Genomic DNA, 23,437 nt, shown 5'->3' on the forward strand with positions numbered 1-23,437 from the left:
CAACCGTTGTCATAAAGCTATTTAGAAGGATATTTTTTTGTGAATCATCAATCATAATTAATAGAGATCACTTGATCACTACTAGACATAGCAAGACAAAAAAGCGACGTTTCTATGGGTGCCGATTACTCGACCATAGAAACGCCGCTGCCGTTATTGGCTCGACTTAAACTTGTTGCAAGACCCGTGCTTGTCCCTCTTTGACATTGAGAGTGATCGATCCTTTGGAAGCACCAATCGTCACTTTGTCACCTAAATGAATTTGTCCTGATAGGAGTGCTTCACTTAAACGGTCTTCGACTTCTTTTTGCAATGCTCGACGAATCGGCCGTGCCCCATATTCTGGATCAAAACCAGCTTTACCGATCACATCGATGGCAGATGGCGTGATCTTCAATTGGATGTCTTGGTTGCTTAACCGTTTGATGATCGCTTTGCTCATAATCTTCACGATTTCGTGGATCTCCCCTTCACCTAAGGATTGGAAGACCACTGTTTCATCCACACGGTTCAAGAATTCTGGACGGAAGGCTTTTTTCAGCTCTTCTAAGATCCGTTTTTGCATCGCTTGGTGATCTTTCGTTAAATCAGTGACATTGAATCCAACGCTTTTTTCTTCGCGGATTTGTTGGGCACCGATATTAGAAGTCATGATCAAAATCGTGTTGCGGAAATCGACCTTCCGACCTTTGGCATCCGTCAAATGTCCATCATCTAGCACTTGCAAGAGGATATTGAAGACATCGGGATGGGCTTTTTCCACCTCGTCCAATAAGATGACGGAGTAAGGTTTTGAACGGATTTTTTCCGTCAATTGCCCACCTTCGTCATAGCCGACATAGCCTGGCGGTGAACCGATCAAACGGCTCGTGCTGTATTTTTCCATAAATTCGGACATATCGACACGAACCAAGGCATCTTCACTACCAAACATCGCTTCCGCTAAGGCTTTGGCAAGCTCGGTTTTCCCGACACCAGTCGGGCCTAAGAACATGAAGGAACCAATTGGGCGGTTGGGGTCTTTCAACCCACTGCGGGCACGACGGATCGAACGAGCGACTGCTTTGACCGCTTCTTCTTGGCCAACTACCCGTTGATGCAAGATCTTTTCAAGATCCAACAAGCGTTCGCTTTCTTTTTTCTCCATCTGTTGCAAAGGTACACCAGTCCATTGGGAAACGACCGTGGCAACATCTTCTGCAGTAACACTATCGGCATAGCCTGACGCTTCTTTGACTTCCATAAACGCCACTTCCGTCAGTTGTTGGGTCAATTTCTTTTCCTTGATTCGCAGACGAGCTGCTGCTTCAAAATCTTGCTGGCGAATGGCTGCTTCTTTTTCTTCGATCAAGTTAGCGATCTCGTTTTGTAGATCTGCCAATTCCGAACTTTCATCGGTTTTGTCTAGACGCACTTTGGCTGCTGATTCATCCATCAAATCGATGGCTTTATCTGGTAATTGGCGCGAATTGATGTAACGTACGGACAATTGCACAGCGGCGTGTAACGCATCATCAGAAATTTCCACCCCATGATGTTCTTCATAACGAGGACGCAAGCCCCGCAAAATTTCTTCCGCTTCTTCTGGTGTTGGTTCGTCGACTTGCACTCGGGCAAAACGGCGTTCTAACGCAGAATCTTTTTCAATGTATTTTTGATACTCATCTAGCGTTGTGGCACCGATGGTTTGCAATTCTCCACGGGCTAAGGCTGGTTTCAGAATATTCGAGGCATCAATCGCCCCTTCGGCTCCGCCGGCCCCAATCAGTGTATGCAATTCATCAATGAATAAGATGATTTGACCATCTTGATAGATCTCATCGATGATTTTTTTCATTCGGTCCTCAAATTCTCCACGGTATTTCGTTCCAGCAACTAAAGCCCCCATGTCCAGCATCATCAAACGTTTGTTTTGCATGTCTTCTGGGACTTCCCCATTGATGATTTTTTGGGCTAAGCCTTCGGCGATCGCGGTTTTCCCAACACCAGGTTCCCCAACGAGAACAGGGTTGTTTTTGGTCCGACGGCTAAGGATCTGGATCAGCCGTTTGACTTCTTTGGCACGACCGACAACAGGATCTAGCCGTTTTTCACGGGCTAATTTGGTCAAATCACGGGCTAAGGAATCCAAGGTCGGTGTTCCTTGCTGCGCTTTGGCTTGGGCTGGACGACGACGACCAGCACTTCCGTTGGTTTTGCTTTCATTGAAGCCCATTTTTTTCTTCAAAAGCTGACGCATTTTCGCGAGACTCAAGCCGAGATTCAGCATGATTCGTGAAGCCAAAATGTCTTCGTCTCTTAATAAGCCTAATAATAGATGTTCGGTACCGATCTGTGGTGCCCCTAAACGCTTGGCTTCATCCCCTGCATAAGCAAATGTATGTTTTGCTCGTGGTGAATACGCGAGATAGGCGTTTTCTGGGTATTGACGAACGGTGCCATACCCTGTTAAATGTTCGATTTCTTCACGAATATCGTTTTCTGTGATATTCATTTCCCGTAACGTTTTGCCAGCGATCCCGTTTTGTTCAATGACCAGTGCCAATAGAATATGTTCAGAACCTACCGCTTGGTGCTTAAAGTATTTTGCTTCTTCTTGGGCGATAGCCAAAACGGCTTTCGCGCGTTGGGTGAATAATTCATCCATCTCTTTCACTTCCTGTCTTCGTAACTTAATCGTTCTAGAATTGCATGGAGCAAATCAGCTCGTGTTCTATTTTCATAAGGAGAACGTCCTAGAACTGTTTTCGCGATGACGGTCAACAATAAATTGCCTTCTCGCTTGGACAGGATTCCTTCCTCATAAAGTTTCTGGATTATTGCATACGCATCTTTTTCCGAGATGGTTTCATCGAATAGTTGATTCATTTCTTTTAAATAGTGGTGGCTGTCAGTAATTTTGACTTTCTCGATCCGAATATAGCCGCCCCCGCCGCGTTTACTTTCAACCGCATAGCCTCTTTGAACGGTAAAGCGGGTATTGATCACGTAATTTATTTGTGAGGGCACGCAGTTGAACAAATTTGCCATTTCTGCGCGACGAATCTCAATGGTTTCACTGTCTTCAAGAATTTTCTTCAAATATGCTTCAATCAAATCGGAAGTGTTGTGATGACTCAATTCATTCCCTCCCTTGACTAATTCTGACCTTCATTATACCCAATTTTTGAATCCTTGGAAAGATGTACGCTTGCACAAAAGGAAGGTCTAAAGGAAATTTTAAAGACACTTATCCCTCGCTTCAGCTTTTTTAGCTACAAAAAGAAACAAGCAGCTCGTCGGGGAACAAAAAGAGAATTCTTTGGTCCCCGACGAGCTGCTTGTTCTTCTAACATAAACGTTCGTCTTATTGCGTACTTTCTGAACTACTTTCACTCGTTGACGAGCTGCTGCTTGAGGAGGATGAGCTGCTTGACGAAGAAGAATCCTGTGGTCGAGGACCTCTGGAAACCGTCACGGTAACAGAACTTCCTACTGCTACAGAAGTACCTGCTCCGGGCGTAACGCGCACTACTTCTCCAGTAGGCACAGAGTCGTTATAATCAGATTCTTGTTCTATCGTATACTGCAGTCCTGCTTCATTCAAATCTGCTTCTGCATCGGCTTGGCTTTTGCCAACGATTCTTGGTACATTGACCATTTCTTGCCCGCTGCTGACAGTTAATGTAATGATGGTTCTGGAAGTCACAACGGACTCGCCACTCGCTGGTGCTTGACCAATGATCGTACCTTCCGGTTGGCTACTGGATTCGTAAGTGACATTGATTTGTGAGAGGCTTACCCCACGAGAAGTCAATGCTGCTCGTGCATCTGCCTCTGTCATGCCATAATAGTTGTCCATTGCGAAGCTATCTGGTCCGGAGCTGACCTTAAAGGTGATTTCGTCTTCTGCTGGGGAAACTTCTCGCCCAGCCGCTGGTGATTGACTGATAATATCTCCTTCGTCGACATCATCTGACGACTCTAGCTCTTCTTTGATCCTGTCTTCATCAAAGCCCAAATCGATCAACTCTTTTTTGACATCATCAAAGGAACGACCTTCATAATCATCAAGGGTGATTTTCTTGGTTCCGCTGCTGATATAAAGAGTCACGACGGAATTCTTTTTGACTTCATTGCCTTCTGGGGGATCGGTTTTGACGACATTGCCTGCTTCGACTTCATCGTCTTCAATTTCTTCCACCTCGTCTGCTACTTTCAAACCGGCGGCTTCCAGCTCGGCACGGGCAGCTGCTTCTGTCTGACCACTGACTTCAGGAATTGCCACATCTCCCCGACCACCGCCGAATAGGAAGTAACTGCCTATGCCTAGCAGTGCGATCACCATAATGATAGGCAGCAGCAGCCACCGTTTGCGTTTTTTCTTTTTCGGCTGCGCTGGTTCTTCAGCTTGATCCGCAACCTTATCTTCTACGGGTTCTTCTACTGGCGGCGTTTCGACTTGGGCTGCTTCCACAGGAGTCAGCACTCTCGTTTCATCCATCAGGGCATGAGGTTCCCATCTCGGTTCATTGAGTCGGTCAGGAGACAACACGGTATCAAGGTCCGCTCGCATTTCATCGGCAGTTTTGTACCGATCCGCCGGTTCTTTGGCGGTCGCCTTCAATACGACGTTTTCCAGCGATTGCGGAACATTTTTGTCATAGATCCGAATCGAAGGGATCTCATCTTGGAAATGTTTCAAGGCGATCGTTACGGCTGATTCGCCATCAAAGGGTACTTTGCCCGTTAAAATTTCATAGAGGATAATCCCAATCGCATAAATATCTGATTGATTGGTCGCCATACTGCCTCGTGCTTGTTCTGGTGAAAGATAATGCACCGAGCCTAGCATCGAGTTGGTTTGGGTGATTGATGTTTCTGATAAGGCGATCGCGATCCCAAAATCGGTGATTTTCACCACGCCGTCTTCATTGATCAGCACATTCTGGGGCTTTAGGTCCCGGTGAATGATGCGGTGCTGATGGGCCAATGCCACCGCTGATAAAATTTGTTGGATGATATCAACGATCTGCAAATAAGGTACGGGATAGTGCGTTTGGATATAGCGCTTGAGATCCATCCCTTTGACATATTCCATCACCAAAAACTGCATGCCGTCTTCTTCGCCGACATCATAAACGGTTACGATGTTTGGATGAACCAGCTCAGTCGCCGCCAAGGCTTCTCGTTGAAAGCGCCGAATCGCACTTTGGTCGTTTTGGAAGTCAAAACGAAGCACTTTGATTGCCACTTCACGGTCTAAGATCAAGTCATGCGCCAAAAACACATTTGCCATTCCGCCGCTGCCGATATTGCCGATGATTTTGTATCGGCCGTTTATCTTCTTCCCAATTTCGATCATGGGCGCTCTCCTCCAACTTTAATCAATAATACCGTGATATTGTCGACACCGCCGCGTTCGTTGGCTTGATCGATCAATGATTGCACTGCTTCTTCCAGCACAGGGGTTTCTTGGATCGTTGCTGTGATCTCTTCATCTGAGACCATGTTGGTCAATCCGTCTGAACACAGCAGCAAATAATCCCCGTCTGCAATAAAGTGGATCGCCACATCGACTTCGACTTCGCTTGGCATACCGATCGAGCGGGTCAAAACGTTTTTGCGAGGATGATTCAAGGCCATTTCTGCCGTGATTTGTCCCGACTTCACCAATTCATTGACCAGTGAATGGTCCTCTGTGATTTGAGTCAGCACTTGATTGCGTAAAAGATAGGCACGGCTGTCCCCGACATTGGCGATCGTAAACTGGTCGCCTAATAAGGCCACAGCAATGATCGTGGTACCCATGCCGCTAAGTTCTTCTTGTTCTTGTCCTTTTTGGAAAATCACTTGGCTTTCCGCTTGGATTTTTTGGATCAGCCATTGGGCAGTTTTTTCACTGTCTGTCAGCTCTGTCTGTTCCCAAGCGGTGCCGATCTCACTGACTGCTTGACGGCTAGCGACATCTCCGGCCCGGTGGCCCCCCATGCCATCGGCAAGCAAGGCCAATGTCACATTGGCTTTATTTACATAGGTTGCTGCAAAATCTTGGTTTGTGTTGCGACGTTTGCCGACATCTGTTTGAAAACGAATCTCCAATTTCTTTCACCTCGTTACTTTTTGCGTAGACAACTGATAAAAAAGCCATCTGTCATAAAATCTTGCGGATAGATCGTCAACATATCCTCTTGAACCGCTTCGGCTGCCAGCGGTCCTACCGCAAGAGGCATTTGCTCAAATTCAGGATGGTCAGCGAGAAACGCTGCCACGACTTGTTGATTTTCTTCCACTAGAATCGTGCATGTGCTGTAGACCATTATACCCGATTTTTTCAGGGTTGGGGCGGCACTTTCCAAAATCTCTCGCTGAATCTGCGGCAAGCGTTGGAAATCGGCTTCCGTCTTGCTGTATTTGATGTCCGGTTTACGGCGCATCAACCCTAATCCAGAACAAGGGGCATCCACTAAGATGCGATCAAATTGTTCGGGTGCAAAGGTTTGAGCCGTCTCCCGCGCATCCATCACGCGGGTCTCCACAACTGCTTCGACGCCTAAACGTTGGGCATTTTGCTGAATCAGCTTAACCTTATGGGCATGGATATCCAGTGCTGTCACTTTGCCGCCCTCTGCGGCAGACAAGAAGGCAGCGATATGGGTCGTTTTGCCTCCTGGTGCTGCGCAGGCATCCAGTACTTGATGGTCTCGGGCTACTTGTAAAACGGGGGCAACCAGCATCGAACTTTCATCTTGGATCGTCAGTAAACCTTCTTTGTAAAGGGACGAGCCCGCCATAAAGCCTTTGTCAGCCACAACCCCATAGGGGGAAAGCTCACTTGGTCGTGCGTCGATGCCTTCTTCTTGCAGCCGTTCGATCGCTGCTGCTTGCGAGATGCGCTGCAGATCGATACGACCACTGGCATGATTGGGTTCAAATAGGGCATAGCCCAGCTCACTGGTTTCTTCGATCCCAATTTGTTTGACTAGTTTCTTCGTTAGCCACAGGGGCAAACTGATTTCCGTTGCTAAACGTTCCATTGGGTCTTTGATCAATGCCAAGTCTGGCACTCCTTGTCGTTGGATCGTGCGCAGGACGCCATTGACGAATTTTCCAGTTCCCGGATTGCCTTTGGCTTTCGCAATATCCACGGCTTCATGAATGATGGCATGGGCGGGTACTTTATCGAGATACAGCATCTGATACAAGGAAAGCCGCAGCAGCGTTTTGACCCACGGGTCGACTTTGCGGGCATTTTTAATAAACCGATCCAAATAATAATCCAATAAAAGCTGACGACTGATGGTGCCGTACACCAATTCAGTCAGCAAGCGACCGTCTTTGTCATTTAAACGCCCTTGATTCATCAATTCCCGCAGCAGTAGATTGGAATAAGCGCCGCCTTTTTCGATTCGCAACAACGCTTCTAGTGCCACAAAACGCACTGTATATTGTATGTCTCCAAGATTACGCTTCATAGGTACCTACCTGATCCCCTTTTTGAATCTGTTGTCCACTGCCGTTTAAGAATGCAGCAATGTCTTGTCGGCCTTTTCCAGCTGGCTGCAATTCATCGATAGCCAATACCGTGCCTTCCCCACAAGCGATCAGCAACGTTTTTTTCGTCCGTTCAATGATCGTTCCTGGCTGGGCTGTCGTCGTTTGCTCCAGCGGTGTTACTTGCCAAAGTTTCCAGCGGTTGCCATTTTGTGTCGTAAAGGCGATCGGCCATGGTCGCATGCCTCGGACTTGGGCATCGATTTGCACCGCCGTTTTCTGCCAGTCGATGGCTTCTTGTTCACGGCTGATATTTGGTGAAAAGGTGACTTTTGCTTCTTCTTGCGGGACAGGCTGCAGCTCTCCCGACAAGATTTTCGGCACAGTTTCCAGCAGCAAGTCTTTGCCTAATAGGCTCAACTTATCAAACATCGTCCCCACATCATCTTGGGCCGTGATCGGCAAGCGAGCTTGAGCAAAAATACCGCCAGCATCCATTTTTTTGATCATTTCCATGATGGTTACACCCGTTTCTTGCTCCCCTTCCATGATGGCATAATGCACAGGTGCTCCGCCACGGTATTTCGGCAGTAGGGACGCATGAACGTTGATAGCGCCATGCTTTGGTACTTCTAGTAACGCACTAGGTAAAAATTGGCCGAAAGCTGCCGTGATCAGCAGATCAGGTGCTAAAGCTTGAATCTGCTCCATTTCTGGTGACCCACTGATTTTTTCTGGTTGTAAAACCAACAAGCCATGCTTCATCGCCGCTTCTTTAACGGGGGTCGGAGTGATGGTTTTTTTGCGACCGACGGGACGATCCGGCTGGGTCACGACTGCTGCCACTTCATAGCCAGCTTCAAGCAAGCCTTCTAAAATTGGGACGGAAAACGCCGGGGTACCCATAAAGACGATTTTAGTCATTTTCATGTTCCTCCATATACTTTTCTAAGTCTTCTTCAGGAATGCGTTCGACGAGCTTGTCGACAAACAGCACGCCATTTAAATGATCGATCTCATGCTGCATCGCACGCGCCAAGTAGCCGAATGCTTCCACTTCCATTTCCTCTCCTTCTCGGTCGAAATAGCGGACAGTGATCTCGTCTGCTCGTTTGACGGTCCCAAAGGTGTGGGGAATACTCAAGCAGCCTTCCACATCAAGGGATTCACCAGAAGAAGCGATGATCTCAGGGTTGATCATTTCAAAGCGGTCGTCTTCTTCGACTTCCACGATCGCCACTTGCAGGTTTTTGCCGACTTGCGGTGCGGCAATACCGATCCCGTCGTGGGCGACCATCGTTTCATAAAGGTCGTCTAGTAGCTGAACGAGCTCATCGGTAATAACTTTGACGGGTTTTGCTTGCCGACGAAGACGTTCATCGGGGGTGATAATAATAGGATAACGCATATTTTCTCCTCTAAATAAAATTCAACGGCTCTTGGTCAATCGACACGTACAATCCTTTGCGCTGATCGATTTGACTTTGATCCAACAGACGGGTCAACAAAGCAGGTAGCTGCGGTTCATTTTTGTATTTAATGATCAATTGGTAGTAATAACGGTTTTTCACCCGCAAAATCGCACTGGGTGCCGGCCCCAACAAAATACTCTGCGGTGACAGCTCCTGCTGCAGATCCCGCGCGATCGCAAACATCTTCTGAGCTGCGACTTGCTCTTCGGGATGACTGCAGGTGATTTTGACGGTGAAATAATACGGTGGATAGCCGCTTTGGTGCCGCATCCACATCTCTTTTTGATAGAAATCTTCGTAATCTTGCGACTGCGCCAATTGGATGGCGTAGTGCTCAGGGTTGAATGTTTGGATCACCACTTCGCCGGTTTTTTCCGCCCGACCTGCCCGACCACTGACCTGAGTCAACAGCTGGAACGTCCGTTCACTTGAACGAAAATCTGGCAAATTCAAGGCTGTATCGGCATTCAAGACCCCTACCAGTGTGATATCAGGGAAATCCAAGCCTTTGGCGATCATTTGAGTCCCTAACAAAATATCCGCTTTTTTCTCCCCAAACAAGGTCAAGATTTTTTCATGGGCGCCTTTTTTGCGGGTGGTATCGACATCCATCCGTAAGACCCGCGCTTCGGGAAACAGTTCTTTCAACTCTTCTTCCACTTTTTGCGTGCCCGTTCCGTAATACCGAATCTTGTCTGCATTGCAGTTGGGGCAACGATGGGGGATGTGTTCTTCATGTCCGCAATAATGACAGCGCATCGTTTTGGTATCCATATGCAGCGTCAAGGAGATGTCGCAATTTGGGCAAGGCAAAACATACCCACAATCGCGGCACATCACGAAGGAAGAGTAGCCGCGCCGATTCAGCAGCAAGACGATCTGTTCTTTGCGGGCCAAGCGGTCTGTAATTTTTTCCTGTAACGGACGAGAAAAGGTTTGATACTTTTTATTGGCAAATTCGGTACGCATATCCACGACTTCGATCTGCGGTAATTGCGCACTGGTTTTTGCCCGCTGATTCAATTTCAATAAGCGGTAGACTTCTTTTTGCGCCCGGGCACGAGATTCCAATGACGGCGTCGCACTGCCTAACACCACTGGACAGTGATGGTACTGGCTGCGCCAAATCGCTAAATCTCTCGCATGGTAACGAGGGGCTTCATCTTGCTTGTAGGAGGCTTCGTGCTCCTCATCGACGATGATGACCCCGATGTTTTTCAACGGAGCAAAAATCGCCGAGCGGGCGCCAACCACCACCTGCGCCTCCCCACGTTCGATCTTACGCCATTCATCGTATTTTTCACCTTGGGACAAGCCGCTGTGTAAAACAGCCACTGCGTCGCCGAGGCGGCTTTTAAAGCGTTCGACCATTTGCGGGGTCAACGCGATCTCTGGCACGAGCATGATCGCGGTTTTGCCTTGTTTCAGCAATTGGGCGATCGCTTGCAGGTAGACTTCTGTTTTTCCACTGCCGGTGATCCCTTCCAGTAAAAAAGTCTGTGCCTCTTGGTCATCCGCACAAGCAGTGATTTGCGCTACTGCAGCTGCCTGTTCTTCATTTAATTCAAGCGGGACCGTTTTTTGAAATTGACGGTCTTTGTAAGGATCACGGTAGGCTTCAACTTCCGTAAAGGTCAGCCAACCAGCTTCTTGCGCTTGGTTCAAAGCCGCGGTGGAAATCCCTTGTTCGGTAAAAAAGGAAACCGGCAAGCGGGCTTCCTCTGTCAAAATCTGTAAGATTTCCAGCTTGCGTTTGGCTCCTTTGCGCAGCTGTTGCTGGACGGCGGGGATTTCTGCTGGATCGATCTTGCGTTCAATGTAACGGGTCATTTTCGCTTTGTTTTTATTTTTCACGAGATACTGCAATTCAACTACTGCGGCTTCCCGCAAAGGCTTCAACTGCGGCAACAGCCCTGCACTTTCGGCGTCTTGCCAGCTGAGGATGCCGTTTTCGGGAAAATATTCTTTGATGGGATGATTTCCTTCCAGCAAAACGATCTGCTTTTGGTACTCGGCTTTCATCACACTAGGCAGCATCGTCTGCAAGCAAGTGATCTTAAAGGCAAAGGTCGTTTCCTTCATGTAGTCGGCTAATTGGAGAAGTTCTTCATTGACGACAGGCGACAAATCCAACAAACGAACGATTGGTTTTAAGGTCTGCTGCGGTTCGGCAACTTCTGAAAGGCCGACGACGAACCCTTGGATATGGCGGTCGCCCTTTCCAAATGGCACTTCGACCCGCATCCCTGTCTCAATGGCGGCTTGTAATTCTGATGGGATCAGATAGGTAAAAGGCTGATCGGTCTGCATCGTGGGAACATCCACGATCACTTCTGCTATGTACGCCATTTCTTCTCCTCCTTTTAGGTTCTATTTTACTAAATGGGTGGGGGTTTGTCTGTACCCCTTACAAAAATTTAACCATCATCATTCAAAAGAAAAAGCCAGAACACAGGCGTGCTCTAGCTTGCTTTTGTCTATAGCTTTTGTTCGTCGCGGATACGCGCTTCTAATTCTTTTTGTTCTTGGTCTTTTTGCGCTTTGCGCTCTTCTTGTTCCATTTTCAAGCGGGCACGCTTGATTTCTGGATGCGGATCATTAACGACTAATTCCGCTTCGATTTCTTCAAGTGCTTGACCCACGCTTTTCACTGAATCAAAGTTTTCTAGTGTTGCTTGCGCACCGGCATCAAGTTCATGCGCCCGTTTGCTTGCTAAGATCACTAATGAATATTTTGAATTGACACGATCCAACAAAGAATCGATTGAAGGTTTTAACATCATATTTCTTACAGCTCCTCTAACATTTTGATATAGGTTCCGATCACTCGGTCAACGCGAAAATGTTCACTCGAAATAATTTCGCGAATTCGTTGGACTGCCTTAGGTACTTCATCATTGACAACGGCATAATCATACAAAGCCATCATTTCGATTTCTTCACGGGCGACACGCATCCGTTCATCGATCACTTCGGCAGAGTCGGTTCCTCTTCCTGTAATACGAGAGCGTAATTCTGCCAGATCAGGTGGCGTCAGAAAAATAAACACACCATCGGGAACTTTGTCTTTTACTTGTTTTGCCCCTTGCACTTCGATCTCTAAAAACACATCTTTTCCTTGATCCAGTGTCTGTTGGACATAAGATAATGGGGTTCCATAATAATTGCCGACATATTCGGCGTATTCCAGCATTTCACCGGCTTCGATCAAGGCTTCAAATTCTTCACGCGTGCGGAAATAGTAATCGACCCCTTCCACTTCCCCCTCGCGTTTTTGACGAGTGGTCATTGAAACGGAATATTGAAAATCGTTGTCGTCACTCTCAAAAATTGCTTTGCGCACGGTCCCTTTCCCTACTCCGGAAGGTCCTGATAAAACTATAAGTAATCCTCGCTCTGACATAATGACGTCCTTTCACTGACATTTGCTTAACGTCTATTTTGCACTTTTTTTCAGCAACTTTCAAGAACTACTTTATTATAATGGGAATTTCATGAAATTGCTAGTCTACACTTCGGTCGCTTTCTTAAAAGCCCATGTTGCTTAAGGTATTGATGACCCCTGCCAATTCGTCTTTAGCGGTGATCGCTTTTTCAGTAGGATCCGTCACTTCTTGGCAATCGATACGTACGATGTACCGACGATTTAAAGAAACAGCTACGCCATCAACTAATAGATGGAGAAAATCTGGCTCGATGGCTACGCAAGCATCTTCCCACGCAGAGAAATTCTCTTTGTCAGAAGGAATACTGCGCTTGATGACATTTTTTCCGCTTAGTTCGTGAAAGGTGATATCGTAATATTTCATTGGTTCATTCCTCCTACTCGATGTTTTGAACTTGTTCTCTGATTTTTTCAATGATCGTCTTCATTTGGACGACACTGTTTTTGATTTGGATCGGACTTGATTTTGAGCCAATCGTATTGACTTCTCGGTTCATCTCTTGGATCAAGAAATCCAGCTCTCGACCTATCGGTGTCTCAGCTGCCAGCAGCTCCGTCATCGTCGTTAAATGGATACTTAAACGATCCAGTTCTTCGTGGATATCGCCGCGTTCTAATAAAATCGCCAACTCTGTCAGTAAACGATCGCGATCGACTTCTTCCCCTAAATAAGCAGTCAGTTTCTTTTCAAAGCGTTCTTGGTAGTCCGCCTCATAGAGGGCCACGAATTGTTTGAGTTCTGTCAGCTTTTCCTGCAGCTGTCGCTGGTTTTCTTGCAAGATCTGCAGAATACCTTGCCCTTCCACCCAGCGGCTTTGATCGATCGCTGCCAGCGCTTGATCTAATGCTTCCATCACGCCATCGGCCAAGGTGCTTTCTTCTGGCTCTTGATCAGAGATCGTTAGAAAGGCCTCATGGAGCAGGAATTGTTCCAGCAATGCTGCTTTGGGCAGCTCTGCTAGGTCAAAACGGTCTTTGGCTTCGGTATCGATCTCCTGCATGAAACGTTCCAGCAAGTCCCATTGGATCTCGATCTGTTTCGTATTTGTGGTTTTTTCTTTTAACGTCACATACAATTCGATTCGTCCTCGCTGGAGGGTCTGCTTGATCGACTGCCGTAAAGCACCTTCAAGAGGATTCAATTGTTTGGGCATTCGCAGCTGCAGGTCCAAAAAGCGCTGATTGACACTTTTGATCTCAATTTCGATCTGCACATCTGGCGTTTCTGCACTGCCTTTGCCAAAACCAGTCATACTTTTCATTTGATCACTCCTCACCGTTTTGCTTTCTTACATGGAAAGCAGGGCTTTTTTAAGTTCTGCAAATTCTTCATTGGATAAGGTCACGCCTTTGCCCATCTTCTCGTGCTCTGGGCCCCAATCTCTCAGATCAAATTTTGGCGGACGCCCATTCCAGCTCACCAAATTCAATTCTTTGCGCCAGCCTCTTTGATTTTCCGAAAGCACGGCGATCTCTTCAACGATTTCATACGAAAATTTATCCATTTTCTGCTCCTTTCAAAAGATAGTGACTATACGCTGCCATTAAAGCAGTCAGCGGGTAACGCCGCCGAATCTGCTGAAGGGCGGGCAGATTCAATTGCTGCGTCCGATAAAAAAAGAAAAAGCGGTTTTGCTCGGACAAGACAAAAAAACGGTCGCGATAATAGCTCAGCCACTCGGTGATCGACCAGGCATCGGCTTCTTCCACTGCCTTTAGCGCAATTTTTTCAGCTAAAGCCGTTAGAATCGTTTCCTGCTCATAAATCACTGTAGGCGCTAGATACAATACTTTCGCGGTACACTCTATCAGTATACGCCCCCACTGCTCAAATGGCACATCCTGTTGATAGAATTTACGCATTTTTTTCCAAAATTCTTTTTTCTTTAGTTCCTGATAAAGCAGCGGGTCTGTCTGGCGCAGCTCTTTCAAAAAGCCCCGCCATAACGGCTGAAAATCAACCGTCCTTTCAAAGGTATACCAATGGCCTTGGTATTTGCCGAACACTTTCAAGGTTTCCAAATAGCCTAAGGTCATATTATCCAGCGAACGCTGGGCATCAAAAACCAAAAAGCTGCCTAAGGACCAAGGAGACCCCAACGAAAGCTGCGCAGTTTCTTCCGTCACAACCGTCCTTTTATTGATGCCAGGTCCTTGGACATCCACGGTGATACATTCCGTTGCCCCTTGCTGGACAGCGACATCGATGGGCAGGTTGTTGCGATAGCCGCCATCGATGTAATAAGCGTCGTTAATTTTTTGCGCCTGCATCGCTGGATAAAATGAAGCGGATGCCAACAACCAATGCAGATTTTCCTCTACTGCGGATGGATCAAAGGCATAAACCGTCTCCTTGAAATCGGGCAGACGAGTCGTACAGATCAGCAAACGACAAGCAGTTTGGCTGAATTTTTCTTGATCAAAGGTCTTTTGCAAAAGCTTTGCCAACGGTTCGGTACTGGCACCGTTGCTTTTGACCGCTTCGCGGACCAGTGAATTGGCTTGATTCATCAAATCTCGCAGTGTTTGGGCACGTACCGAAGCAAGCGGGTAGTGCAATACTTGCTCGTTAGAGATATTTGCCCATAAATCGACGGCCGCTTCCACATCGTTCATTAAAATCAAGGCGCCATTCAAGGCACCGACGGAAGTTCCCGTGATCCATTCAAAGGTGATGCCCCGTTCTTGCAGCGCTTGCCAAACACCGATTTGATACGCCCCGTGAGCACCGCCACCGCCTAAAACCAGCGCCGTCTGATAAGCTAGCGCTCTTTGATACCCTTGAGGGATCACCTGATACCCTTGCTGGATAAACCACTCAGCCAAGGGGGTTCGATGAGGAAGCTGCCACAAGACAGCTGCTACAAAACGACTGCGGGCAAAGCTTTCTGTCACGGCTAGCAGTTGTTTCCAAGTAAAATCGGCGGCTGCTTCCACCAGCAGATTGGTGATAGTCAGTGTCTTTTGGTCAAAATCAAACTGCCCAGCAAGGTAAAAACGTCCGTAACGGCTGTCGATCTGCCAGCCCTGCTGCGCTATATCGGCTAGAAAGGCTCGTCGCGCTTTTGAATGCGACTCAAAAAAGGAAAAGACGAGTCGGCTTTCTTGAAATCCTGCCCTTTGTGCAAGAAAATCGATCGAAGTCAGTTTTTTCACTTTCATCAAGACGCCTCCTCAAGCAAAAAAGAATAGACGAATGACACGCCAGCTGCCGTACCACTCGAGCTATTCTTTTGATTAAAATGTTCGTTGTGCCATGTTGAATGCCGCCAGCATCTCATCCGTTGCTTCGTCGACAGGCGTTACAGATTCCAGATCACCTTGGATCACACGACGGGTGACACCGCCCATTTCGCCACAGGTGATCAGCGTGATCATTTTACGGCCTTCCACTTCGTCAAGCAAATAGACATCGGTCGGGTCGACCCGCACAGAAGAAGTCGCGGTATACGTGTAAATATTTTCCAGATCGGTCACATAGATAGCCGCCCCGATGGCGACATCATCCAATGGCGTAAACAAAAGCTCTGGCGATTGAGCGCGATGGCTGGCTAGTGCGTAATTGCCTTCCCCCATTTTTTGGGTGGGACTTAACGTACCAGCACCATACAGCAAGGCCTCGTTGGCCAAGCCTTTAAAAATCGGCAGATTGATCCCCACACTAGGAACCGCCACGCCGCCGATCACTGGCAAGGCTTTGTTGCTCAGCTGCGCCCGTAAGACTGCTTCTGAACTCGCCGGCTCCACGGCATCAAAATCAAAGGTCGCTTCCGCTTCCATATTTTTTTCCACATCACTGCGATCAATGGTGCCGACTGCGTAAGCTTCACCCGTTTGTTTAATAAAATAATTTTTGATTTGATTATTAAAAATCAATGCTAAACCAATCAATAACAGCAAAAGCAAAAAGAGATTGCTCAGCCAATTTGAAAGTCTGCGTTTCTTTTTTCTCATAGGTTTTCGTCTCCATTAGTTTCTTCTTTTATCATACCAAAATCCTCATAAAGACGCCAATTTTGGCCAGTTTTTTTACGAAAAGACAAGATTTGCCTTTTTTTGTCGAAAAAGGGAACTTAAAAATTGTTTTTTCTGTTATTTTGTAATATAACTTTAAACGAAAAGATACAAGCAATTTTCAGCGCTTTGTTGTAGAATGAACTTAGTATATAGGAGGGATCGATCGGCATGTCTAACACGATTTACGTACATATTGATACAACCAGCAATGCCGTCTTGACCCGCGGGCTTGCCCCCCAAGATTTTAACAAGAGCATTGTCCATCAGCCCAAGAATTTGCTCTTGCTTGATCCTTCCAGTGATTTCGGCGAATTCGACGGTCATACGGGCTTAAAAGTGATACGCGGAATGGAAGACGTCCAACTGTTTTTTCAGCAGATCAACAAAGGTCGTGTTGCCGAAGAAATGAAGTGGATCGATTTTAATGATTACGAGATGGTCAAAGAATTGACGCCTTTAGAGATCTCCGAGTTGTTATATTTTGGCCACATGAAGACACACCTCCACTCCCCTTTCTTTTACAAACTGCAAAATAACTTTGTTTTCTTTGACTTAAAAGATGCACGTTCCCGCGTTTATTATCGCTATTTAGATGAATATTATCGGATCTTGGCGGATCGGATCACCCGCATCGTCTTAGAAAAAATCAATGATCGCCTCTCCTTTTTTAAAAAAGCAACACCGGTGGAAAAGCTCGATTTTAATTTGCTGAAAGAATTGCGGGGAATCATGCAAGAAGGCATCGTCTTTTGTCTGACACAAGAACAATTGATCGACAGAACCTATACGATCCCGATCTATCTGTCAGAAGATGCTGGCTTAAAAAACACGCTGGTCAATCAAAAAGAGCTGGATCAAATCGCTGTTTTACGCTATTCAGCCAGCAAAAAAAGCTGGTCGTTGGAAATCGACCAAGAAGATCTAGCGTTTGGCTTTATCGACAAAAAAATGTCTTGATGCTTCTCTTTCTCAAAGCGCATCAAGACATTTTTTATGATTTCATTTCTAAAAAACTAAGCTTTCGGGACAAATAATTTCGGGGCTGCCTTGACTAAGAGACCTAGGACGACCCCTACATAAACGATATTGATAATGACCGATGTCCCATTGAAGATCAAGGAATACAGATACGGACTTTGTCCTGGCGGTGCGTACATTCCCCAGACAAAGACCCCAGCCCAATAATGCCAAAACCAACGGCTGATCACCGCCACGATGCCCCCTAAGACGACATACCACGTAACGGTTTTGCTGTTTTGACGGATCGCTTGCTGGATTTTATTAGCAAACAAGCCGCCCATCCCGCCAAAAGCAAAGGCAAAGGGGTATTCAAAGATGATCTGTGGAACGGTGATAAAGTTACGCATGGCGCTACCAATCAAGATATTCAGCAAGCCCCACATAAATCCAGCTGTCATTCCCGGCAGCACCCCACGACGATACGAATACAAGACCAAGGGCACGAGACCTAGAGACAAGTCGATACTGGAATTGGCTGTCTGGATCGGGATATACGACAAGACGACCCCAATTGCAGCGATCATCGTTCCTTCCGTCCAGACCTGCAGCGACATTTTTCGTTTCAAAAAAAACTCCTCCTTTAGAATCATCACAATTCACAAAGGAGAAGTGTTGGACACTTCAACTCGTCACAATTCCTACGTTCGCATGATCGAAACAGGTACGAAGGGTTTAGAGTACTCTCATTCTCAGCCTTTGCAGACTCCCCTTTGTGATTAGATTCTATTTTATTTTTTGCTTGCATTTCGCAAGTCACTTTCAAGAATACCATAAATTAGTGAAAAGAAACATGACTGCGATCGTTTTTTCTAAAAACATCCTGAAACTCCTCAGAAAAAAACAGCCAATGACGGGCTAAAGACCGACCATTGGCTGTTGTTCTCATGCTTATGAGACACGATTAAATTGATAATTTTGATTCAAACAGTGGACTGACTGGTTTGTTCTCATGGATTCGTTTGATCGCTTCGCCCATCAAAGCACCGACACTGATCTCATCGATTTTTTTCGACTTGCGGTCTTCTGGCAAGTGAATCGAATCTGTCACAACTAGATGCTCAATGGCAGAATCTTCGATCCGTTCCAAGGCAGGTCCTGACAAGACAGGGTGGGTACATGAGGCGTAAACACTTTTAGCACCTGCTTGTTTCAACGCATTCGCAGCCAATGTGATGGTACCAGCAGTATCGATCATATCGTCGATCAAGACACAAGTTTTGCCTTCAACATGACCAATGATATTCATGACTTCTGCTACGTTGGCTTTCGGACGACGTTTGTCGATGATCGCGATTGGTGACTTAAGAAACTCAGCTAATTTACGGGCACGAGTCACGCCCCCGTGGTCTGGTGAAACGACGACGACGTCATCGCCTTGAATGCCTCTTTCCAAGAAGTAGTTGGCGATCAATGGTGCACCCATCAAGTGGTCAACTGGGATATCAAAGAACCCTTGAATCTGTGAGGCATGCAAATCCAGTGTAACCATGCGGTTCGCACCGGCTTTTTCGATCATGTTTGCTACAAGTTTTGCGGTGATTGGTTCTCTTGATCGCGCTTTGCGGTCTTGTCTTGCATAACCATAATAAGGCATTACTACATTGATCGTCTTCGCACTGGCGCGCTTCAAAGCATCGATCATGATCAGCAATTCCATTAAGTTATCGTTTACAGGGCTGCTGGTTGATTGAATCACGTAGACGTGGGCACCACGAATACTTTCTTCAATATTCACTTGGATTTCACCATCGCTAAATTGTTTGACTGAACACTTACCTAATTCAACACCTACTGCAGCTGCGATTTTTTCCGCCAAAGGACGATTTGAGTTCAGAGAAAAAATCTTCAATCTTGGATCAAAATAATGATTTGACATGAGAACCTCCACTTTCTTTGCGTTCATCTAGAAAAAAATGACTCCTTTTACTAGAATCTTCTTCCTAATAAATAGTAGTCATTTTTCCTTAAGAAATCAAGTCATTTCGCTATTTCTAATTTAGATAAGGCAACTTTTTCGCGTAATCCGCTTTATTTTCCTGACGGGCGCGGGCAATCGCCATACTGTGTTTAGGAATATCTTTGGTGATCGTTGAGCCAGCAGCGATCATCGTTTCCTCTTCGATGGTCAATGGTGCAACTAGATTGGAGCCAGAGCCGATAAAGCAATTGTCGCCGACAGTCGTTTTGAATTTGCTCTTGCCGTCATAATTAACAAAGACTACGCCGCAACCGACATTGATGTTTTTGCCTAAGGTCGCATCGCCAACATAAGACAAGTGTCCGACTTTGGTGCCTTCACCAATCGTCGCATTTTTGACCTCCACAAAGTTCCCGATATGGGCATGGGCCAAAATTTCCGCATTAGGACGAAGATGGGCATTGGGACCGACATCGGCGCCATCATGAATGATGCTCTCCTCGATCGTCGATGCCTTGATCGTCACTTGGTTGCCGATCTTGCTGTCTTCTATTTCAGAAGCTGCCGTAATGACACAGTCTTCTCCGATCGTCGTCTTCCCTTTGATGGTGACACCGGCTTCGATCAGAGTATCTGAGCCGATCACAACACCTTCGTCGATATAAGTCGTTGCCGGATCGATCAAGGTCACGCCATTTTGCATGTGCTGACGATTGATCCGCTGACGCATCAAGCGATTGGCTTCGGCTAAGGCGATGCGGTCATTGACTCCTAATGATTCATGAAAATCTTCGGTTTGATAAGCAGCGATGATTTTGCCGTCTTCCTTTAAGATCTCGATGATATCAGTCAAGTAGTACTCCCCTTGGGCATTGTCCGTATCTAATTTTGCCAAGGCGTCAAATAACAATTCATTGTCGAAGCAATACGTCCCTGTATTGATTTCTTGGATCAGCGCTTCTTCGATCGATGCATCTTTTTGCTCAACGATTTTCTCCACGATACCGACACGATCCCGCACGATTCGGCCATAGCCTGTTGGGTCTGCCGCTTGCGCCGTTAAGATCGTCGCCGACGCATTTTTCCCTTGGTGGTAGTCGAACAAGTTATTCAAGGTTTCCGTCGTCAATAACGGTGTATCCCCACTGATCACTAAGGTCGTCCCTTTTTTGCCTTTTAAAAATGATTCGGCTTGAACGACAGCATGGCCAGTACCCAATTGTTCGGCTTGTAAGGCATAGTTGGTGCGATCCCCCAGTTGCTCTTTGACCATTTCTGCCCCGTGACCGACGATCGTCACGATCTCTTCAGGATTGGTTTCCACCACTCGATTCATGATGTGCTCCACCATTGGTTTGCCACAAACAGGATGTAACACTTTATATAACTTCGATTTCATGCGCGTGCCTTTTCCAGCCGCTAAAATTATTGCAAAACGTGCGTCCACGTATTCCACTCCTATCAATCTGAACGATTTTTGTTCATTGAATTTCCTATAAACAGTTTAGCCCAAGTACTTGTAAATTTCAACGATTTAAGGAATCCCCACCTAGACCAATCAAAAAAAGACTGGCGGCCGCCGTTTAAAAAACAGCTGCTTGCGCCAGTCTAAGAGCCACAAAAAATCAGGCTTTTTTCTCAAAGTAATTTCCCGGTACTACCGAGATCGTTTTGGTCTGGGTATCGACATCTTCAACATACAGCAGAGAACTGTAATCGCTGATGGCCCGCTTGCCTTTGAATTTCGTTTCGGCAAAAACCGTAATACCGACTAATTCGGCTTCAAATTCTTCAATCAAGCTCTTCATCCCATTGACCGTGCCGCCGCCTTTCATAAAGTCATCGACCACCAATACTCTAGAGCCGCGCTTTAAGCTGCGCTTGGATAATTCCATTTTTTCGATGCGCTCTGAAGAACCAGAGACATAATTGACACTCACGGTCGAGCCTTCAGTGATCTTGGAATCACGACGCACGATCACGAAGGGAACATTCAAGTAGTAAGAGACTGCTTGAGCGATCGGCACTCCTTTAGTAGCAACGGTCATCACCGCATCGATTTGTTCGCCTAAATATTTGGAAGCGATGATGCGGCCGACTTGGCGCAGCAATTCCGGTTCGCCTAATAAGTCAGATAGATAAACATAGCCGCCAGGCAACAAACGGTCTTGCTCAGACAAGCGTTCTGCCAGCCCTTCGACGTACGCATACGCTTCTTCTTCAGAAATTTCAGGCACAAAAAAAACACCGCCAGCAGCGCCTGGCACGGTATCAAGAATGCCTGTTCCTCGTTCTTTAAAGGTCTTTTTGATAATAGATAAATCTTCGCTAATCGATGATTTTGCAGAGGCATATCGTTTAGAAAAGAAGGACAATGAAATCAATTCATGGGGATGATTCAACAAGTAATGTGTCATATCGATCAGTCGTTCACTTCGACGTATTTTCACACCGGACAACTCCTTTAGTTTATTCGCCTTATTATAAGGCTTTTTCGGGATAAATGCGAGCATTATCTAAAATATTGCTTATATTGTTCGGTTTTGATTAGAGTTTAAAAAAAAGAAACGAAAATTCTTCGTTTCTTTTTCATAAAGCCCTTTATTTTAGGCGTTGTTTTCGTTGCACGAGGATCACGATGCGTTTGATCAAATTGATCACTAAGAAAAGAGCGATAAAAACCAGCGTGATCGTCGCTCCCGGTGGTGTGTCCAAATAAAAGGAACTGGTCAAACCAGACATCATCCCAATCATGCCGATCACGACACTGATCAAAATCACGGCATTGAAGCTCTTGCCTAAACGCATACTGATGGCAGCTGGTAAAACCATGATCGCAGAGATCAACAATGCACCCGCAATCGGGATCATCATGGCGATTGCCACCCCCGTCAAGACATTAAAGAGCATCGACATCACTCGCACAGGCAAGCCATCGACATGAGCGGTATCTTCATCAAAGGTCAAAATGTACATGGGCCGTTTGAATAAGAAGAATAAAGCAAAAACGGCTAAAAACAAAAAGCCTAAGATCCAGACTTGTTCTTGTGTGATCGTAACGATCGACCCAAACAAATACGATTGGATACTCGTTGCGGAGTTCCCCCCGCTAAGGTTCATCAAGACGAGGGCTAACGCTAAGCCGCCAGACATCAAAATGGCGATCGAGATCTCTGAATAACTGCGGTACAGTGTTCGCAAGTATTCCAAAATGATTGCGGCAATGACTACGATCAATAGCGTCGTCAAACTCGGATTTAGATTTAGAAAGAAGCCTAGTGCCACCCCTGCTAAAGAGACATGGGACAGCGTATCAGCCATCAATGACTGTCGCCGAATCACTAGAAAGACCCCCAGCATCGGTGCGATACCAGCAATAAAAATCGCCGCAAGAAAAGCTCTTCTCATGAATTCATATGAAAGCAGCGCCATGGTGAATCCTCCTTCCGCACTAAACGGATCTGACGGTCCGCGTATTCTTTGATATCTTCGTGATCATGGGTGATCATCAAAATCGACTTGCCGTGGTCATGAGCATTGTGCCGTAGCAGTTCATAAAACAGATTGCGGGATTGTTCATCCATCCCCGTAGTCGGTTCATCTAAAATAAATAAATCAGGGTCCGTGGCAAAGACCCGTGCCAAGCTGATCCGCTGCTTTTGGCCACCGGACAACTCGCCGATCCGTTTATGACGCACGTCCCACATCCCGACGGCATCTAATGCACGGCGGACATGCTCATGGTCTCGTTTCGTCAAGCGCTTGAACCAGCGATCTCTTGGGTAGCGGCCCGATTGGACCAATTCCAAAACGGTGCTGGGGAACCCGACGTTAAAGGAAGCAATCTGCTGAGGAATGTAGCCGATGCTTAATTTTTCACCAGCAGCATTTTTGGTCGCCAAGGTGACTGCTCCTTTAGAAGGTTTCAACAAACCAAGGGTTGCTTTGATCAAAGTAGATTTTGCCGCCCCATTTTCGCCAGTCAAAATCACGAATTCGCCGTCTTCGACAAAGTAGGAAATGTCTTCCAAGACGGGCTCATCATCATAATAAAAGGTCAAATCTTTTACATCGATATAACGCACGCAGGCG

At 46.5% G+C, this 23,437-nt stretch carries 22 protein-coding genes and 1 riboswitch; of the genes, 1 reads left to right on the forward strand and 21 read right to left on the reverse strand.

Annotated elements, in window-relative coordinates:
- Positions 1-166: 166 nt before the first annotated feature.
- The 15 genes from IGI77_RS17190 to IGI77_RS17260 all read right to left on the reverse strand — a co-directional run bounded on the left by IGI77_RS17190 (position 167) and on the right by IGI77_RS17260 (position 16,344).
- Complete coding sequence (locus IGI77_RS17190) at positions 167-2,647, reverse strand: ATP-dependent Clp protease ATP-binding subunit (RefSeq protein WP_010748867.1); 2,481 nt, start codon at positions 2,645-2,647, stop codon at positions 167-169.
- Between the two features lie 5 nt (positions 2,648-2,652).
- Positions 2,653-3,120, reverse strand: coding sequence for a CtsR family transcriptional regulator (locus IGI77_RS17195; RefSeq protein ID WP_438770444.1), 468 nt, complete (start codon positions 3,118-3,120; stop codon positions 2,653-2,655).
- A 226-nt stretch (positions 3,121-3,346) separates the two neighbouring features.
- Positions 3,347-5,344, reverse strand: coding sequence for a Stk1 family PASTA domain-containing Ser/Thr kinase (pknB, locus tag IGI77_RS17200; protein ID WP_438770446.1), 1,998 nt, complete (start codon positions 5,342-5,344; stop codon positions 3,347-3,349).
- Positions 5,341-6,081, reverse strand: a complete 741-nt coding sequence (locus IGI77_RS17205) for a Stp1/IreP family PP2C-type Ser/Thr phosphatase (protein WP_005230317.1) — start codon at positions 6,079-6,081, stop codon at positions 5,341-5,343. The genes pknB and IGI77_RS17205 overlap by 4 nt, the downstream gene beginning before the upstream one ends.
- A gap of 14 nt (positions 6,082-6,095) precedes the next feature.
- Positions 6,096-7,454, reverse strand: a complete 1,359-nt coding sequence (gene rsmB, locus IGI77_RS17210) for a 16S rRNA (cytosine(967)-C(5))-methyltransferase RsmB (RefSeq protein ID WP_438770448.1) — start codon at positions 7,452-7,454, stop codon at positions 6,096-6,098.
- Positions 7,444-8,397 (reverse strand): methionyl-tRNA formyltransferase, encoded by a 954-nt coding sequence (gene fmt, locus IGI77_RS17215; protein ID WP_010748863.1) that lies wholly within the window; start codon positions 8,395-8,397, stop codon positions 7,444-7,446. The genes rsmB and fmt overlap by 11 nt, the downstream gene beginning before the upstream one ends.
- Complete coding sequence (gene def / locus IGI77_RS17220) at positions 8,390-8,881, reverse strand: peptide deformylase (RefSeq protein WP_005230314.1); 492 nt, start codon at positions 8,879-8,881, stop codon at positions 8,390-8,392. Before def ends, fmt begins: the two co-directional genes overlap by 8 nt.
- A 10-nt stretch (positions 8,882-8,891) precedes the next feature.
- Positions 8,892-11,294 (reverse strand): primosomal protein N', encoded by a 2,403-nt coding sequence (gene priA, locus IGI77_RS17225; protein WP_438770451.1) that lies wholly within the window; start codon positions 11,292-11,294, stop codon positions 8,892-8,894.
- Positions 11,295-11,422: 128 nt separating this feature from the next.
- Positions 11,423-11,728, reverse strand: coding sequence for a DNA-directed RNA polymerase subunit omega (gene rpoZ / locus IGI77_RS17230; protein ID WP_005232977.1), 306 nt, complete (start codon positions 11,726-11,728; stop codon positions 11,423-11,425).
- A gap of 5 nt (positions 11,729-11,733) precedes the next feature.
- Entirely contained in the window at positions 11,734-12,348 is a 615-nt protein-coding gene (gene gmk / locus IGI77_RS17235) for a guanylate kinase (RefSeq protein WP_005230308.1), read from the reverse strand.
- A 124-nt stretch (positions 12,349-12,472) separates the two neighbouring features.
- Positions 12,473-12,754: a hypothetical protein gene (locus tag IGI77_RS17240; RefSeq protein ID WP_005230307.1), complete on the reverse strand. Its 282-nt coding sequence runs from the start codon at positions 12,752-12,754 to the stop codon at positions 12,473-12,475.
- Between the two features lie 13 nt (positions 12,755-12,767).
- Positions 12,768-13,652, reverse strand: a complete 885-nt coding sequence (locus IGI77_RS17245) for a YicC/YloC family endoribonuclease (RefSeq protein ID WP_010748861.1) — start codon at positions 13,650-13,652, stop codon at positions 12,768-12,770.
- Between the two features lie 27 nt (positions 13,653-13,679).
- Positions 13,680-13,895: a YdbC family protein gene (locus tag IGI77_RS17250; RefSeq protein WP_005230288.1), complete on the reverse strand. Its 216-nt coding sequence runs from the start codon at positions 13,893-13,895 to the stop codon at positions 13,680-13,682.
- Positions 13,888-15,552 carry a patatin-like phospholipase family protein gene (locus IGI77_RS17255; protein WP_438770453.1) on the reverse strand — a complete coding sequence of 555 codons (1,665 nt, stop codon included), beginning with the start codon at positions 15,550-15,552 and terminating at the stop codon, positions 13,888-13,890. The genes IGI77_RS17250 and IGI77_RS17255 overlap by 8 nt, the downstream gene beginning before the upstream one ends.
- Before the next feature lie 75 nt (positions 15,553-15,627).
- Positions 15,628-16,344, reverse strand: coding sequence for a class A sortase (locus tag IGI77_RS17260; protein WP_005230283.1), 717 nt, complete (start codon positions 16,342-16,344; stop codon positions 15,628-15,630).
- Positions 16,345-16,575: 231 nt separating this feature from the next.
- Between IGI77_RS17260 and IGI77_RS17265 the strand changes: the two genes are divergently transcribed.
- Positions 16,576-17,364 (forward strand): hypothetical protein, encoded by a 789-nt coding sequence (locus IGI77_RS17265; protein WP_005230281.1) that lies wholly within the window; start codon positions 16,576-16,578, stop codon positions 17,362-17,364.
- Positions 17,365-17,420: 56 nt separating this feature from the next.
- Here the strand turns inward: IGI77_RS17265 and thiT are convergent, their stop codons facing one another.
- The 6 genes from thiT to IGI77_RS17295 form a co-directional block, all read right to left on the reverse strand.
- A complete protein-coding gene (gene thiT / locus IGI77_RS17270) occupies positions 17,421-17,993 on the reverse strand; it encodes an energy-coupled thiamine transporter ThiT (RefSeq protein WP_280517189.1) in 573 nt (190 codons plus the stop codon).
- Between the two features lie 52 nt (positions 17,994-18,045).
- Positions 18,046-18,147: riboswitch (TPP riboswitch) on the reverse strand.
- 181 nt (positions 18,148-18,328) lie between these two features.
- Positions 18,329-19,303 carry a ribose-phosphate diphosphokinase gene (locus tag IGI77_RS17275; protein ID WP_005230276.1) on the reverse strand — a complete coding sequence of 325 codons (975 nt, stop codon included), beginning with the start codon at positions 19,301-19,303 and terminating at the stop codon, positions 18,329-18,331.
- 115 nt (positions 19,304-19,418) lie between these two features.
- Positions 19,419-20,792, reverse strand: a complete 1,374-nt coding sequence (gene glmU, locus IGI77_RS17280; RefSeq protein WP_086295788.1) for a bifunctional UDP-N-acetylglucosamine diphosphorylase/glucosamine-1-phosphate N-acetyltransferase GlmU — start codon at positions 20,790-20,792, stop codon at positions 19,419-19,421.
- Between the two features lie 178 nt (positions 20,793-20,970).
- Positions 20,971-21,795 (reverse strand): pur operon repressor, encoded by an 825-nt coding sequence (gene purR / locus IGI77_RS17285; protein WP_005230273.1) that lies wholly within the window; start codon positions 21,793-21,795, stop codon positions 20,971-20,973.
- A 151-nt stretch (positions 21,796-21,946) separates the two neighbouring features.
- Positions 21,947-22,777: a metal ABC transporter permease gene (locus IGI77_RS17290; protein WP_015510624.1), complete on the reverse strand. Its 831-nt coding sequence runs from the start codon at positions 22,775-22,777 to the stop codon at positions 21,947-21,949.
- Positions 22,750-23,430 carry a metal ABC transporter ATP-binding protein gene (locus IGI77_RS17295; protein ID WP_005232967.1) on the reverse strand — a complete coding sequence of 227 codons (681 nt, stop codon included), beginning with the start codon at positions 23,428-23,430 and terminating at the stop codon, positions 22,750-22,752. The genes IGI77_RS17290 and IGI77_RS17295 overlap by 28 nt, the downstream gene beginning before the upstream one ends.
- Positions 23,431-23,437 lie beyond the last annotated feature (7 nt).

The sequence above is a fragment of the Enterococcus sp. DIV0213h genome, from assembly GCF_051711285.1.
Lineage (GTDB): Bacteria > Bacillota > Bacilli > Lactobacillales > Enterococcaceae > Enterococcus_D > Enterococcus_D casseliflavus.